The sequence below is a fragment of the Streptomyces sp. NPDC025638 genome, assembly GCF_055558775.1.
Genome location: NZ_JBVHLX010000009.1, coordinates 237,846 through 253,751, shown reverse-complemented (window position 1 = coordinate 253,751; position 15,906 = coordinate 237,846). Strand labels below are relative to the sequence as shown.

At 70.8% G+C, this 15,906-nt stretch carries 13 protein-coding genes; 3 read left to right on the top strand and 10 right to left on the bottom strand.

The genetic code is table 11. From position 1 onward, the window contains the following. Positions 1-6 precede the first annotated feature (6 nt). Positions 7-549 (top strand): hypothetical protein, encoded by a 543-nt coding sequence (locus ACZ4EG_RS24300; protein ID WP_467792060.1) that lies wholly within the window; start codon positions 7-9, stop codon positions 547-549. 3 nt (positions 550-552) lie between these two features. Here ACZ4EG_RS24300 and ACZ4EG_RS24295 read toward each other — a convergent pair whose 3' ends face one another. The 6 genes from ACZ4EG_RS24295 to adhP form a co-directional block, all read right to left on the bottom strand. Further along, the gene (locus tag ACZ4EG_RS24295; protein ID WP_467792059.1) at positions 553-2,124 is read right to left on the bottom strand and encodes an oleate hydratase; all 1,572 of its coding nucleotides are present in this window, start codon (positions 2,122-2,124) and stop codon (positions 553-555) included. Between the two features lie 69 nt (positions 2,125-2,193). Next, positions 2,194-2,880 carry a CBS domain-containing protein gene (locus ACZ4EG_RS24290; protein WP_467792058.1) on the bottom strand — a complete coding sequence of 229 codons (687 nt, stop codon included), beginning with the start codon at positions 2,878-2,880 and terminating at the stop codon, positions 2,194-2,196. Between the two features lie 41 nt (positions 2,881-2,921). Further along, on the bottom strand, positions 2,922-3,386 hold the full coding sequence (locus ACZ4EG_RS24285) for a cyclic nucleotide-binding domain-containing protein (protein ID WP_390707988.1): 465 nt from the start codon (positions 3,384-3,386) through the stop codon (positions 2,922-2,924). A 111-nt stretch (positions 3,387-3,497) separates the two neighbouring features. Beyond that, positions 3,498-4,175: a CBS domain-containing protein gene (locus ACZ4EG_RS24280; protein ID WP_453548870.1), complete on the bottom strand. Its 678-nt coding sequence runs from the start codon at positions 4,173-4,175 to the stop codon at positions 3,498-3,500. A gap of 166 nt (positions 4,176-4,341) precedes the next feature. After that, positions 4,342-7,026 (bottom strand): pyruvate, phosphate dikinase, encoded by a 2,685-nt coding sequence (gene ppdK / locus ACZ4EG_RS24275; protein ID WP_467792057.1) that lies wholly within the window; start codon positions 7,024-7,026, stop codon positions 4,342-4,344. Positions 7,027-7,171: 145 nt separating this feature from the next. After that, entirely contained in the window at positions 7,172-8,182 is a 1,011-nt protein-coding gene (gene adhP, locus ACZ4EG_RS24270) for an alcohol dehydrogenase AdhP (RefSeq protein ID WP_390707985.1), read from the bottom strand. 218 nt (positions 8,183-8,400) lie between these two features. Here adhP and ACZ4EG_RS24265 point away from each other — a divergent pair, with 218 nt between their 5' ends. After that, positions 8,401-9,093 (top strand): response regulator, encoded by a 693-nt coding sequence (locus ACZ4EG_RS24265; protein ID WP_390707984.1) that lies wholly within the window; start codon positions 8,401-8,403, stop codon positions 9,091-9,093. A gap of 72 nt (positions 9,094-9,165) precedes the next feature. Here the strand turns inward: ACZ4EG_RS24265 and ACZ4EG_RS24260 are convergent, their stop codons facing one another. Next, complete coding sequence (locus ACZ4EG_RS24260) at positions 9,166-9,588, bottom strand: pyridoxamine 5'-phosphate oxidase family protein (protein ID WP_453548876.1); 423 nt, start codon at positions 9,586-9,588, stop codon at positions 9,166-9,168. 137 nt (positions 9,589-9,725) lie between these two features. Next, positions 9,726-11,453, bottom strand: coding sequence for a sensor histidine kinase (locus ACZ4EG_RS24255; RefSeq protein ID WP_467792056.1), 1,728 nt, complete (start codon positions 11,451-11,453; stop codon positions 9,726-9,728). 349 nt (positions 11,454-11,802) lie between these two features. Between ACZ4EG_RS24255 and ACZ4EG_RS24250 the strand changes: the two genes are divergently transcribed. Continuing rightward, positions 11,803-12,426, top strand: coding sequence for a hypothetical protein (locus ACZ4EG_RS24250; protein WP_467792055.1), 624 nt, complete (start codon positions 11,803-11,805; stop codon positions 12,424-12,426). A gap of 84 nt (positions 12,427-12,510) precedes the next feature. Here ACZ4EG_RS24250 and ACZ4EG_RS24245 read toward each other — a convergent pair whose 3' ends face one another. Further along, entirely contained in the window at positions 12,511-13,398 is an 888-nt protein-coding gene (locus ACZ4EG_RS24245; RefSeq protein ID WP_467792054.1) for a universal stress protein, read from the bottom strand. Positions 13,399-13,494: 96 nt separating this feature from the next. Then, entirely contained in the window at positions 13,495-15,774 is a 2,280-nt protein-coding gene (locus ACZ4EG_RS24240; RefSeq protein ID WP_467792053.1) for a heavy metal translocating P-type ATPase, read from the bottom strand. Positions 15,775-15,906 lie beyond the last annotated feature (132 nt).

Below are 15,906 nucleotides of genomic sequence, written 5' to 3'. Positions count from 1 at the left end.
AGCTCCGTGAACCAGCAGCGCATCGTCCTCCTCTCGGCCGCGGGGCTTGCCTCGGCGCTTCTCCTGGGGGCGTGCGGCAGTTCGATGGACAACGCCTCCTCCGGTACCAGCCCCTCCCGTGTCGCTCCGGTCGCTACGGCCTCCGCCTCGGAACCCGCGACCTCGGCACCGGCTGGCAGCGGGCACCTGGCCATCACCACCATGTTGATGGCCAAGGCTGTCGAGGGCGTGGGCAGCGTGGTGACCGACGACAAGGGGATGACTCTCTACCGCTACGACAAGGACGAGGCCCATCCGTCCAAGTGGACATGTTCCGGCACGTGTACGAAGACCTGGATGCCCGTCATGGTGCAGGACTCCGTAAAGACCATGGGTGTTGACAAGAGCCTTCTCGGCACGGTTCACCGGGACGGCAGGACGCAGCTCACCCTCGGAGGCTGGCCGCTGTACCGGTACATGGGCGACACGGCGGCCGGACAGGCGAACGGGCAGGCGGCGGACGGGATGTGGTATGCCGTCACCCCGTCCGGCGGGAAGTCCGTCCGTTGAGTCCTACCTGCGATGCATCGTCTCCAGAGCCTTCGCCAGTACGTGAGGGTCGTGATGGCCCTTGTAGACCGCCGGAGGCCGCTTGTCGAGCTTGAGGAGTTGGGCCACCGCGGTCCAGGCCGTGCGTACGGAGTACTCGACGGTGAAGACGACGTCGTCGGGCACTTCGGCGAACTGGCCGATGAAGGCGAGGTTGACCGATCCCTCCGGCACCACCTCGGGCCGGTCCTCGCGGCGGCGTACCAGGAACTGGCTGGTGATGTACGGCATCACGCAGGGCACCACGGTCGATGTCTCCAGAACTCGCGCCGCCGTCTGCTCGTCGAACTTCAGATGGTGCAGCACCTCTTCGAGGATCTCCCGACCGGAGCACATGGTCATCGGCTTGGGCGTCTGGTTGCCGGCCCGGTCGGGGAACAGGCCGTAGCCCCACCAGACTCCGACGTCCTCGGGCTGGTCGCGGTAGACGGGCTGGCGGTTGGCGACGATGGTGAGCAGCCAGTTGGAGTCGGTGAAGGTCATCAGCCCGCCCTTGCCGGCCGGGCGCCCGCTGAACTCCTCCAGCGCCGTGAGGAAGGCGGGGTCCTTGGACGTGACCGTGAAGGACTCCCAGCGGGACTCCTTGACGTGCTTGTCGAAGGCGGACGGGTTGCCGAAGTTCTCGCGTCCGCGGGCCAGTCGATGCCACAGGAGCCAGGCTTCCGAGCGATGGGGAGCCGGGGGCGGCGCAGAGGTGTGCGAGCCGAGGCTGGAGGCGTCGGTCATGGAGCCGTTGGTGACCAGGACCAGATCCTCGGGAGCCACGGAAACCGTCTCGTCCTCGCCGTGCCGGCTCAGGAACAGGGTGTCGACCGTACCGTTGTGGATTCCCGGCGCGAATCCGAGGTCGGTGACATGGCAGCCGGTGTGCACGGTCACACCGTGTTCGCGCAGCCAGGCGGTGAGCGGGCGCACGATGGAGTCGTACTGGTTGTAGCGGGTCCGGTGGATGCCCGACATGGCGGCGAACTCGGGGAAGAGGTGGATGAAGCGTTTGAGGTAGCGCCGGAACTCGATCGCGCTGTGCCAGGGCTGGAAGGCGAACGTGGTGCACCACATGAACCAGAAGTTGGTGGTGAAGAAGTGCTTGCCGAAGCAGTCCGTGATCCGCTTGTCGTCCAGGTGCTCCTCGGGGGTCGCCAGGCACCGGATCAGCTCCAGCCGGTCCCGCTCGGAGAAGCCCATCGAGCCGGTGTCGACTATCTTGCCGTCACCGTCGACGAGGCGGGCGATGTCGTCCCAGGCGAAGTCCTCGTGTCCGGCCAGGATTTCATCGGTCACGGAGACGGCGGGATCGTCGAGGGTGGGAATGCCGGACAGCAGATCGTAGGTGCAGCGGAATTCGGCCTCGAACATCCGGCCGCCGCGCATGGTGTAGCCGGCGTCGAAGGTGCCACCCGCGTCCAGGCTGCCGCCGATGGTCCGTTGTCCTTCGAAGAGGTGGATGTCGGACCCCTGGAAGCCGCCGTCGCGGATCAGGAACGTGGCCGCGGCAAGCGCCGCGATACCGCTGCCCACCAGATACGCCTTCGCCATCACACAACTCCTGGTTCTTATTTGGGTTTTCGGGAACCGCGCAGCTCAGGGTCTCCTGTGGCGCAGGGTTCAGTCAGTGGGCCGTTGGGCACTTTCCTGGTCCGGAGGGCCCACCGGCGGGGTGAGGTCGAACTTCACGTCCACCACGCCCTCGACGGCCCGGATCAAACGCGCGGCCACAGGGATCAGTGACGTGTCCCGAACACTGCCACCGAGCTGGACGACCCCCTCGCGCACCGCGACGCGTACCGCTGACGCCGGCGCCGGGAAGAGATAGGACACCACTTCCCGTCGTACCTCCTCGGCGATGTCCTCGTCGTCCCGCAGGAACACCTTCAGCAGGTCGGCACGGCTGACGACGCCCTGCAGCATGCCCAGTTCGTCGACCACGGGGAGCCGCTTGACCCTGGCGTGGGCCATCCTCCGTGCCGCCTGGGCAAGCGTCTCGTCCGCGCGTACGGTCAGGGCCGGAGCGGTCATCAGCTCTCCCGCGGTCACGGCCCCTGCCTTCGCGAGATCGTCCAGGCGGCGCAACTGGGTGTGCCGGTCGGGGTCGCTGTCGCGGAACTCCTCCTTGGGCAACAGGTCGGCCTCGGAGACGACACCGACGACACGGCCCTCGCCTTCCAGGACGGGGAGGGCGCTGACCTTCCATTCCTGCATCATCCGCACGATCTCCTTGAAGCCGGCCCCGCGGCCGATCGCGGCGACCGTATGGGTCATCACGTCGCTCACGATGTGCGGGCTGCCTGTCATGGTGTCTCCTTGGTCTGGGCCGTTTCGACGGGCGGGACCGGTCAGTGCAGGCTCCCGCTGCCGTAAGGGGCGTACAGGTCCAGCAGCCGGGTGCGGGCCGAGCGCAGCCGGTGGGCGACGATGTCACCCACCCACTGGGCGACGGCGAGGCCGAGCGCGGGGTCGTCCTGGCACATCGACCGGACCGCGACGGCGTCGAACTCGTAGGCGCGCACCGGGCTGGTCGTCTCGGCGCCCAGGTGCCGGCTGTGCGGGCCGAAGAGCCAGGACCAGCCGACGAGTTCGTCGTGGCCGAGGGTCTCGATGACGGCCGCACGACGGCCGGGCACCCTCATGTCGAGGGCGACGGTGCCGGTGCGAATGATCCAGAACCGGTCGGCTCGGCCCCCTTCCTCGAAGAGACGGGCGCCCTGCGGGAACGAAACTTCCCGGGCCATGCGCATCAGCCGTTCTCGATACTCGACGGGCAGCGCGCGCATCATGCCGGGTGTAGGGGGAGCGTTCATCACGTGCCTCCAGTAAGGCGTACCGGCCTCTTCTTTCAGCGTCGTCCATGGCGCCGGTCCGGCCCATGGGCCACTGGACCCTGTGACCGGGCCGCTCGGCACCGGGTCCGATCAGTGACCGCCCTGGTGGGCGGCCGGGCGGGTGTCGTCGAGGTGGAAGGTCAGGCTGTTGACGACGCCGATCACTCCGTCCACCCGGTACGTCGACCGGACGGTCAGGGGTATGTCGCTCCGGTGTTCGAGCCGGCCCTCCAGCGTGACCATGCCGTCCCGGACCGAGACGACCACGTCCTGGGGCGGAAGGGACAAGGTGTTCAGGATGTCGTCGAGGACCTCCTGCCGGATCTCCTCGTCGGTGCGCAGGAAGACGCGGAGCAGGTCGCGGCGGGTGGCGATGCCGATGAGCCGGTCCTCCTCGTCCACGACCGGAAGGCGCTCGACACCGTGGCGTTCCATCACACGCGCGGCGTCCGCGACCTTCTGCTCCGGATGCACGGTGATCGCGGGCGTCGACATCAGTTCCTCCGCCGTGGCGGCGACGGCGCGACGGGCGGAGTGGTCCCGCGCATGCGGGTGTTTCCGCTGTGCCGGGCCGTCCGCGGGCCGGGTCGCCTGGCGGCGGATGAGGTCGCTCCCGGAGATCACCCCGATGACCTTGTCGTCGTGATCCACCACGGGCAGCCCACTGATCCGGTGCTGGTCGAGCAGCCGTGCCACGACCTTGAACGGTGTCTCCCGGTGCGCCTGGACGACGTCCCGGGTCATCACCTCGCCGACTGTGCGGGCCATGCCGCCCACTTCCTTCCTGGTCTGCCGTCTTCGTCGGGCCCGTCCTCGGAGCCGTGCGGATACCCTTCCAGGCTCCCTCCGGCACGCCGCCCGGCGCAGGGGCCGAGTGTCCCCAGACAGGGGACTGACCCGCCCACCGTCGATAGGTCTCAGGAGCCTGGCTCCGTCACCTGCTGTCGCTCGTTTCCGTCCCGGCGAGCGCGGCCCGTCCGGCCTCCAGGCGTGCGACCGGGATGCGGAAGGGCGAGCAGGAGACGTAGTCGAGGTCCGCGTCGTGGAAGAAGTGGACGGAGTCGGGATCCCCGCCGTGCTCGCCGCAGACGCCGATCTTCAGGCCGGGTCGTGCCGCACGGCCTTCGGCCACGGCGATCCGGATCAGCCGGCCCACGCCCGTGCGGTCCAGCGTCTCGAACGGTGAGACGGCGAAGATGCCCTTGTCGAGGTAGGCGGAGAAGAATGCCGCCTCGACGTCGTCGCGGGAGAAGCCCCAGGTGGTCTGGGTGAGATCGTTGGTGCCGAAGGAGAAGAACTCCGCCTCCTCGGCGATCCGGCCCGCGGTCAGGGCGGCCCGTGGCAGTTCGATCATCGTGCCGACGGGGCAGTGCACGGGGACGCCGGACTCTTCGGAGACCTCGGCCAGCACCCGTTCCACTTCTTCCCGCTCGATACGCAGCTCCTCCACGGCGCCGACGAGCGGCACCATGATCTCCGCCTCCGGAGAGCCCCCGGCCCGCACGCGCTCCACGACCGCTTCGGCGATGGCACGCACCTGCATGGCGACCAGCCCGGGGACGACCAGGCCCAGACGCACCCCGCGCAGGCCCAGCATCGGGTTCTCCTCGTGCATACGGTTCACGGCGTCCAGCAGCTCGGCGTCGCGCGGGTCCGGGACGTCGCCACGGGCCTCGGCGGCGGCGACGCGCACGGCGAGGTCCGTGCGGTCGGGCAGGAACTCGTGCAGCGGCGGGTCGATGAGCCTGATGGTGACCGGCAGGCCGTCCATCGCCTCGAGGATGCCGGTGAAGTCCTGCCGCTGGAGCGGCAACAGCGCCTCCAGCGCCCGTTCGCGCTCGGCGTCCGTCCGGGCCAGGATCATCTCCTCGACCAGCTTGCGGCGTTCACCGAGGAACATGTGCTCGGTGCGGCACAGTCCGATGCCCTGCGCGCCGAACCGGCGGGCCCGGGCGGCGTCTTCGGGGGTGTCGGCGTTCGCGCGTACCTCCAACCTCCGTACGCCGTCGGCCCGGTCCATGGCGCGGGCCACCGCCTCGACCACCCCGTCCGACCGCTCGCCCGTCTCGAAGTACCGCATCACCGCGGAGTCGACCAGCGGAGCCGCGCCCAGGTGGACGGTGCCCTCGGAGCCGTCGACGGAGATCACCGTGCCCTCCTCGACGACGGTGTCACCCACCGTGAACCGGCGGGCCTGGGTGTCCACCCCGACTTCTTCGGCACCGCAGACGCAGACCTTGCCCATGCCACGCGCGACGACGGCGGCATGGCTGGTCTTGCCACCGTGGCTGGTCAGTACGGCCTGTGCGGCGATCATGCCCGGCAGATCGTCGGGTGTGGTCTCCTTGCGTACGAGGACGACCTTCTCGCCCGCGGCGGCCCGCCGGACCGCTTCGGCGGAGTCGAAAACCGCGGCGCCGACGGCCGCTCCCGGCGAGGCCGGCAGGCCGTGCGCGAGCGGCTCGCCGACGGCCGTGGTGTCGAACCGGGGGAACATCAGATGGGCGAGGCCGTCGCCAGCGACGCGGGCCAGGGCCTCATCGGCGCTGATCAGGCCCTCGTCGACGAGCTCGGCGGCGATGGCGAACGCGGCCTCCGCGGTGCGCTTGCCGACCCGGGTCTGCAGCATCCACAGCCGGCCGCGCTCGATGGTGAACTCGATGTCGCACAGATCCCGGTAGTGCTGCTCCAGGGTCCGCATGTGGTCGCGCAGCTGCGCGTACGACCGTGGATCCAGCCGCTCCAGTTCGGTCAGGGAGACGGTGTTGCGGATCCCGGCGACGACGTCCTCGCCCTGCGCGTTGGGCAGATAGTCGCCGTACAGTCCGGGCTGTCCCGTGGCCGGGTCGCGGGTGAAGGCGACGCCGCTGCCGGAGTCGGGGCCGAGGTTGCCGAAGACCATGGTCTGTACGTTGACCGCGGTGCCAAGGTCGTCGGGGATGTGCTCCCTGTGACGGTAGAGACGGGCGCGCTCGCCGTTCCACGACTCGAAGACGGCGAGGACCGCGCGCCGCAGTTGCTCGGCGGGGGACTGCGGGAAGGTCTCACCGGTCTCGCGCCGGATCAGCTCCTTGTACGCCTCGACGAGCGCTGCCAGATCGGCCGCGTCCAGGCCCAGGTCGTCCGCGGCGCCGCGGGCCTGCTTGAAGTCGGCCATGGCCTTCTCGAACAGCGCGCCGTCGACCCCCATGACGGTGCTGCCGAACATCTGCACAAGGCGGCGGTAGGAGTCCCAGGCGAAACGCTCGTTCCCGGAGGACTTGGCCAGGCCGTGCACGGATTCGTCGTTGAGGCCGATGTCCAGGATCGTCTCCATCATGCCGGGCATGGAGAACCGCGCGCCGGAGCGGACGGACAGCAGCAGCGGGTCGTCGGGCTGCCCCAGCACCCGCCCCGCACCGGCCTCCAGGAGCGAGAGGTGTCCGGAGATCGCACGGGACATCCCGTCCGGTTCCGTGCCGGTGGCGAGGAAGGCGCGACAGGCTTCCGTGGTGACGGTGAACCCGGGCGGCACGGGCAGGCCCATCCGGGTCATCTCGGCCAGGTTGGCTCCCTTGCCGCCGAGCAGGTCGGCCATGTCGCGGCCGCCCTCGGTGAACGCGTACACGTAGCGGTCCATGACGGTGTGTGCTTCCTTCCGACTACTGGTGCCTGGGAGGTGCGGGGCTACTGGTGCCCGGGGAGGTGCGGGCTCGGCCGCGCGCCGGGCGGTGCAGGGCTGCGGACGTTCGACGCACGGCGTGTGGCGTGTTGGCGGGGGAGGGTCACATCTCGAAGACGATGCGTGCCTTGACCCGCCCGTCGAGGACCTCGGCGATCGACTCGTTGACGGTCTCCAGGGGCCGGGTCTCGTAGATGACCTTGGTGCGTCCGGCCGCGTGCAGCCGGAACACCTCGTCCAGGTCCTGGCGGGTGCCGACGATGGAGCCGATGACGGAGGTGCCGTTCAGCACGGTGTCGAAGATCGGCACCCGGATGGTGCCACCGGCGGGCAGGGCGACCATGACCAGCTTGCCGCCACGCCGCAGGCCGCCGTAGACGGCCGCGAACGCCTGCTCGGCGACCGCCAGCGCAATCGCCGCGTGGGCGCCGCCGTGCTGCTTGAGCACCTCGGCCGGGTCCTCCTTGCGGGCGTCGATGAGGATGTCCGCGCCGAGCTCGCGGGCGAGGGCCAGCTTGTCGTCGGTGACGTCGATCGCGGCGACAGTGGCTCCGGCGATCTTCGCGTACTGCACGGCGAGGTGACCGAGCCCGCCGACGCCGGAGATCGCCACCAGCTGCGCCGGGCGGACCCCGGCGACCTTCAGTGCCTTGTACGTGGTGACGCCGGCGCAGGTCAGCGGCGCGGCGTCGCGCGGGTCGACGCCGTCGGGGACCGGGGCGGCGAAGTCGGCCGGCGCGAGCATCTTCTCGGCGTAGCCGCCGTCGACGCTGTAGCCGGTGTTCTGCTGCTGCTCGCACAGCGTCTCCCAGCCGGACAGACAGTGCTCGCACCGACCGCACGCCCAGCCCAGCCAGGGCACGGCCACCCGTTGGCCGAGGTCCAGGTGGGTCACTCCCTCCCCGAGCGCCTCGACGATGCCGACGCCCTCGTGTCCGGGGACGAACGGGAGGGTGGGCTTGACGGGCCAGTCCCCGTGGGCGGCGTGGATGTCGGTGTGGCACAGTCCCGACGCCTCAAGACGGATACGGACCTGGCCGGGGCCGGGCCGCGGGTCGGGGCGCTCCTCGATCACCAGCGGCTCGCCGAAGGACCTGACGACTGCTGCCTTCATTGCCTGCTCCTTGAGCACGGTTCGGTGCGTTGTGCTCCCAGCGTCGAACGAGCCGCGGCTCGTCAGGAAGTACTGGACGTCCCGGGTGCGAGGCCGCTCGGCCCTGGTCGTACGGCCCCCCGTCCCGCAAGATTTGACAGACCGGGAACAATTGAGGTCCGCCGGGGTAGTTCCGGCACCGGAGAACAGAACAGACGACGCGGCACGAGGAGCAATCAATGGCGGACAGCGAGCGACCCGGTCCCGACAACCCGATCCGGGTCTTCCTGCTGGACGACCACGAGGTGGTACGACGCGGGGTGCACGACCTGCTGAACGACCATCCGGACATCACCGTGGTCGGCGAGGCCGGGACAGTGGAGCAGGCACTGACGCGCGTCCCCGCGTTGCGTCCGGACGTGGCGGTGCTCGATGTGCGCCTGCCGGACGGCGACGGTGTGACCGTGTGCCGCGAACTGCGTTCACAGATGCCGGATCTGGCCTGCCTGATGCTGACCTCGTTCGACGACGAGGAGGCCCTGCTCGACTCGATCATGGCGGGCGCGTCCGGTTACGTCCTGAAGCAGATCCAGGGCTCGGACCTGGTGTCCGCCGTACGAACGGTCGCCGCCGGCCAGTCCCTGCTGGACGCCAGCGCCACCTCCCGGCTCATGGCCCGGCTGCGCGGTGCTCAGGAGCGGGAGCAGGAGCCGGACGCCTTCCCGGGCCTGACCGACCGCGAGCGCGAGATCCTGGCCCTGATCGGGGAGGGTCTGACCAACCGCCAGATAGGCCAGCGGCTGTACCTCGCCGAGAAGACGGTGAAGAACCACATCTCGCGCCTGCTGGCCAAGCTCGGTGTGGAGCGGCGCATCCAGGCCGCGGTCATCGCCACACAGGCCCAGGACCGGCTCAAGCAAGCCGGGAACTGAGCGCCTTCGTCGTCGGCCTCCCGGGAGGCAGCGCCGATCCGTCAGGACGCGTCGTCCGTACCGGGGGGCGCTTCAGCGCGCCTCGACCGTCCCGAGGAGCTCGCGTCCGGTGACGATCTCGGACTCGATCCGTACGAAGACCCCGTCGCGCACCGGCATCCAGGAGCGAGGACCGGTACGTGACAGGCGCTCGTGCTCGGCCGGGTCGGTCACGATCTCGGCCCTGCCGGTGACCACCACGCTCCAGCCCGACTGGGTCTCCGCCCGGAAGTCGTCCACTTCGAACGCGACCACGACACCGTCGATCGCGCGGACGAGGTCGGAGCCCGATGACGTGAACAGCACCACGGAGGAGTCCGCGTCCAGGGAGAAGTTCACCGGCAGGACCGCGGGCAGCGCCTTACGGGTGTACACCACACGGCCGATCGGCACCTTGCCCAGCAGGCGCAGGCATTCCGGCCGGTCGAGTGCGCGAAAGGCGTCGTCTTGGAACATCCGCCCATCGTCCTGGCGGTCGACGGCCGGGAATAGGGCCGATCGGCCCTGTTTCTCTCCGCTTCAGACCACTAGGGGGTGTCGTTTGGATCATCCCGGCGTCCAAACGACACCCCCTAGGACGGGGGTCGGCCCTCTCACTGCGCGGGCAGTGGCACCGTCCATTCCGCGACGGTGCCGACGGGTTCGTTCGCTGTGAGGGTGAAGTCGCCGCCGAGGGCGGTGGCGCGCTGGCTGAGGTTGTCCAGGCCGCTACGGCGGGTGACGGTGGGGTCGAGTCCCCGGCCGTTGTCGGCGACGCGCAGGCTCAGTCGTCGCCCGTCCGTCTCGGCGGTGACCTCGACGGCGGCGGCGTGCGCGTGCCGGGCGGCGTTCGACAGGGTTTCGCGCAGCACCGCAAGAAGCTGCTCGGCATGACCGGCCGGCACGTCGGTGTCGAGCAGCCCGGTCATGCGCAGGGCCGGGGTGAAGCCCAGCACGGCGGCGGCCTGGTCGGTCTCGGCCAGCAGCTGCGCGCGCAGCCCGCCACGCCCGTCGGGGCGGTCCCGCTCGCGCAGCGCGTAGATGGTGCCCCGTACCGTCTTGATGGTGTCGTCGAGGTCGTCGACCACCCGCTGCACGCGCTCGGCCACCTTGGGCCGGTCGGAGAGCAGTCCGAGCACCGAGTTCAGGGTCAGCCCCGAGGCGAAGAGCCGCTGGATGGCCAGGTCGTGCAGGTCGCGGGCGATGCGGTCTCGATCGGACAGGACCAGCAGATGCTCGGCCTCGCGCCGGTGGTCGGCGACCTCAAGAGCCAGCGCGGCCTGATCGGCGAAGCCACCGATCATGGTCATGCTGGCGTCGGAGAACTCGGCACCGCCCGGCAGATTGGCGACCTGCAGCACCCCGCGCACATACTCGTCCCCGCCCAGCGGGAGCAGGAACCCGGGCCCGAGGTCGATCTGCGCCGCGGAACCGCCCCCGGCCTGCGCCTCCTGGGACAGTGCGCTGCTGGTGATCCGTTCATTGGACTGATAGACCTTCGAGGCCAGCGTGGTGGTCGGCAGTACCAGCCCGCGCACCCCCTCGGCGCCCTCTCCGTCGGCAGCCTCGATCACCAGCTCGCCGCCGTCGAGCGGCACCGCCAGCGTGACCAGATCCGCCTCCGCCAGAGCTCTGACGGTCGACGTGACCTGGTGCAGCACCCGGACCGGATCGGTGCCGGACAGGAGACTGCGGGTCAGTTCGCTGCTCGCGGTCAGCCACTGCTCCCTGCGGCGGCTGTCCTCGTACAGCCGGGCGTTGTCGATCGCCACGCCCGCCGCGGCCGCGAGGGTGCGCAGCACCGCCTCGTCATCGTCGTCGAACTCCGCGCCGCCGCGCTTGTCGGTCAGATACAGGTTTCCGAACACCTGGTCGCGGACCCGCACCGGTGCCCCGAGGAACGTGGTCATCGGCGGGTGGCCCGCCGGGAAGCCCACCGAATCGGGATGCCGGCCCAGGTCGGCCAGCCGCAGCGGCTCGGGCTCCCGGATCAGCAGCCCCAGGATGCCCTGGCCGTGGGGGTAGTGGCCGATCGTACCGATCGTGTCCTCGTCCATGCCGACCGTGATGAACTGCTTGATCCGGCCTTCCTCCCCCAGCACCCCGAGTGCCCCGTACCGCGCGTCCACCACGCTCACCGCGGACTCGGTGATTCTCCGCAGGACGACGTCGAGATCCAGATCGGAGCCGATGGCGAGTACCGCGTCCAGCAGCGTGTGCACGCGGTCACGGGTCGCACGTACCTGCTCGACCTGCGCCTGCAGCCCCTCCAGCAGCTCATCCAGCCGCAAATGAGGCGCCGCCGGACGGCTCCCGCGCTCGTCGGCCGGACTCTCCGCCATTCCCGCTCCTTCCGAAAGGTGCCAGTCGCACCCCCGCATCATGCCCGAACGGCCCTGTTCCCATACGAACGCATGTGTTAGTGGGTGCCGTCCGCAGGAGATCCTAGTCGGCCGCCGGAACTGTGGCCGAAGCCTCCTCGAAGATCCGCGGTGCCGCCGGACGCGCCGGCAAGGAGACAGACGACGACCCCGCTTCGCCGGACGACCGAACGGCGGTTCAACGGGCCTTGCAGACAGGGACGTTCAGCCCTACGGTCACAGACCTTCGGCATCCGGTGCCGCCGAGCTCGCGAGACCAGAGTGAAGGGCGTCAGGCAACGCCCCGACCCTCCCCGAAGGGATCGCCATCATGGCCGTGCACGAGCACCCTCACCGGAGCCCTGGCTTCCACCTGCCGTCCTTCCGCAGGAACCGCACCGCCTCCGAGCCCACGGTGTCGGTGGACACCGACACCCACACCGCGTGGGCCTACGCCCTCGCCTCCCTGCGTCTGCTCACCGGATTCGTCTTCCTGTGGGCATTCCTCGACAAGACCTTCGGCCTCGGCTACGCCACCCAGTCCGGCAAGGGCTGGATCGACGGCGGTTCGCCGACGAAGGGCTTCCTCGGTTCCGTCGCGGCCGGGCCGATGGAGTCCACCTTCCACTCCTGGGCCGGTGACACCTGGGCGGACTGGCTGTTCATGCTCGGCCTGCTCGGCGTCGGCCTGGCCCTGACCGCGGGCGTCGCGCTGCGCATCGCCGCCGTCGCGGGCACCGCGATGATGGCGCTGATGTGGATCGCCGAGTGGCCGCCCGCCAAGCACCTGTCGGACGGCTCACCGAGCATGTCCTCCAACCCGTTCGTCGACTACCACCTCATCTACGCCGTCGTCCTGATCGCACTGGCCGCCGTCGCCGCGGGCAACACCCTCGGCGCGGGCCGACTCTGGGCCAAGCTGCCCATCGTCCGCGACCACGGCTGGCTGCGCTGAAAGCCGGCGGCGCGGCGGGCTCCCCCGGGAGCCCGCCGCGCCGGCGCGTGTTCCGAGTCCCCGCGGTGGAAACCCCGCGGGGTCTCATGCTTCGCGCGGCGTGTCCGGGACGACGATGACGGGGCAGTGCGCATAGTGCAGTACGCCCTGACTCACCGACCCCAGCACCATGCCGGCGAAGCCGCCGTGGCCGCGGCTCCCCACCACAAGGCCCAGTGCATGGGTGGACTGCTCGGTCAGCACCTGCACGGGATGACCGACGACCAGCTCGTGGTGCAGCTCCACCTCCGGATACCGCTCTTTGCGCCCTGCCACGATCTCGGAAAGCACCCTCCGGTGCTCCTGCTGCTCCGTCTGTTCGTCGAAGATGCGGAGCGGACCCGGCTGCCACACGTACAGAGCCCGCAGCGTGGCGCCGTGCAGGGCCGCCTCCTCGAAGGCGAGGTCGACGGCGGCGGTGGAACGCGCGCTGCCGTCGACGCCCACCACGAAGTACGCGGGCTGCTGGGTGATGTGCTCCGGCTCGGGCACGACGACCACGGGGCAGTGGGCGTGGGCCACGACCGGCAGGGCGACCGAGGCCCCGCCGAACACCTCCTTCGCGCGGGTCAGATGCCGTGACCCGAGCACCACGGCCGTGGCGTCGCGGCTCTGCTCCTGCAGGATCCAGGCGGGGTCGCCCTCGGCGAGCAGCCAGTCCACATCGAGCTGCGGCTGCCGGGCCTCCACGAAGGTCACGGCGGCCTTGAGCGCCCGTTCGCCCGCCTCGTGCAGCGACGCGTTCCATTCCTCCCAGGACGGCGGGGGCTCCCGCCTCCGGTAGCCCCTGGTCGGCACGCCCTCGGCATGCACCAGGCGCAGGGGCACGTGGCGCCGTGCGGCCTCGTCGGCCGCCCAGGCCAGCACCATCCGCTTGGCGGGCTCGGGGTCGACACCCACCACGATCGGTCGGCGATCACTAGGTCCGGACATCGTCGTCTCCAGCGTGGGGTTCTTCCGCTGCTTTCATGAAAGTCCCGATGGCGGGGAGCCTCCAGTCGGGGATGCCCCTGGGCCGCTCGCTGCGTTTCACGGCGCGAGGGAGAAGTAGTTCTCCTCCTCCTGTGTGAAGTGCAGGCGCAGCACGGTGTACAGCCCGTAGAGGCAGGCGCGCAGGTCGTCGAGTTGCTCAGGGGCCACGCCCGTGTCGGCGTCGGCGAGCGCGAGGTGGGTGGCGATACGCCGGGCGAGCCGCTCGATCTCGACGTGGGCACGGCTCATCGTCGCGGTCGTCTCGGGTCCGCCGAGCGCGGAGGCCAGCGCCGGGTAGAGCTGGTGCTCCTCGGCGTACTCGTGCGGCAGCAGCCGCTCGGTGAGCAACCGGTGCGCCTCGGCCACGGCCGCCAATGACTTCGGGCCGCTGTCATCGGCGAGCCGGTCGGCGGCGGCGCGCACCGCTTCCAGGACCTCCTGCAGATCGTCGTGCTCGGCCGCGAAGCGGTGGATGAGCGCCTCCGTGGCGGGTTCGAGGGCCGGCCCCGCCGCCTGGCCGATCTTCAGGGCGCGTAGCGCGTTGAGGATGACCGCGACGTCGATGGCCTCCTGGAGCAGCGCTCCGGCCGCCGGCGGCAGCAGGCCGGCAGCGGCGGCGCCCATGGCCGCCAGCGACATCAGCATCCCGCCGAGCGCGCTCTGCACCGCGATCCGCCGGGCCCGTACGGCGATGGCCACGGCGTCGGCCAGGCGGTCCACCCGGTCGGTGGTCAGGACGACGTCGGCGGCCTCGGAGGACGCGGTGGAGCCGCGCGCTCCCATCGCCACGCCGACGTGCGCGGCCGCGAGGGCCGGAGCGTCGTTGACCCCGTCGCCGACCATCACGGTGACCGCGCGCTCACCCTCCGTCCGTACGGCCGCCACCTTGTCCGCGGGGGTGAGGTCGGCGCACACGTCGTCCAGGCCGAGCACGGCGGCGACCTCCCGAGCGGGTTCGGGCCGGTCACCGGTGAGCATCACGAGCCGCTCGATGCCCGCCGCGCGCAGCCGGCGCAGGGTCCGGGGCGCGTCGTGGCGGAGCGGATCGCGGAGCAGGACCGCGCCGACGGGCCGGCCGTCGGCGCTGAGCCACGCGACGGCCGCACCGTCCAGCAGGGCCCGGTTGCGGGCCGCACGGACCCATGCCTCCCGATCCGCACCGAGATCGAGCCGGCCGACCGCCAGCCGGTGTCCCTCCACCGTCGCCCGGGCGCCCCGGCCCGGCTCCTCGGACACATCGGTGGCCACGGACGGTTCCAGCCCGCGCTCACGCGCCGCGTCGACGATCGCGTGAGCGAGCACATGGGGCGAGTACTGGTCGACGGACGCGGCCAGCCGCAGTACCTCCGCCGGCTTCCAGCCGGGTGCGCCGGTCACGTCGAGCACATGCGGGCGTCCCCGGGTGAGCGTGCCGGTCTTGTCGAGGAGGAGGGTGCGCGCCCGGCCGAGGTTCTCCAGCGCGCCACCGTCGCGGACCACCACGCCGAGCCGGGAGGCCCGGGACAGCCCGGAGACGACCGCCACCGGCGCCGCGAGCAGCAGGGGACAGGGCGTGGCGACGACCAGCACCGCCACCGCCCGCACGGCAGAGCCGCTGATCAGCCAGGTGAGCCCGGCCACCGCAAGGGTGAGCGGCAGGAACCAGGCCGCGTATCGGTCGGCCAGCCGCACGACCGGCGCGGACTCGGCCCCCGCCTGCTGGGCCAGTCGTACGATCTCGGCGTACGTGCTGTCCTGCTCGGTGGCCGTGGCCCGCAGCTCGAACGCGCCTCCGGCGTTGACGACACCACTGCGGACGCTCCGGCCGTGCCCGTACTCGACGGGCGCCGACTCACCGGTGAGGACCGACTCGTCGAGTACGGCCGGGCCCTCGACCACGTGTCCGTCGACGGGGACCACCTCACCGGGGCCGACGACGAGCAGGTCCCCTACGACGATCTCGGCGAGCGGCACCGTGCGCACCTCGGTGCCGGTGCGCCGCCGTGCGGTGCGGGGGGCATGCTCCAGGAGCGCCCGCAGATCATGGGAGGCCCGGCGCTGGGCCGCCGCTTCGAGGGTGCGCCCGGTGGCGAGCATCAGCGCGATCAGCGCTCCGGCGAGGTACTCGTGCACGGCCAGCGTGCCGCCCAGGGCCAGGATCGCGATCAGGTCCACCCCGGCGTGGCCATGGCGCAACGCGGCCAGCGCCCAGCCGACGGCGGGCCCGATCGCCGCGAGTGTGCCCAGCGCCCAGCACAGATCGGCCAGGTCGGTGGCGCCGATCAGCCACAGAGCGCCGCCCGCCACGAGCGCCGCGCTGGTGACGATCAGGAGAATCGGTTCGAGTTTCAGCGACATGGCATCGCCCTCCCGTCACATCCAGCGTCGTCCGGGACCGCCTGCACGGCGAGGGCCGGAGGGCACGCACTCATTGCCCCGTCCGGCCCTGTGCGCCCGTGGGAGAAGGAACCCGCTCCTCGACGTACTCGG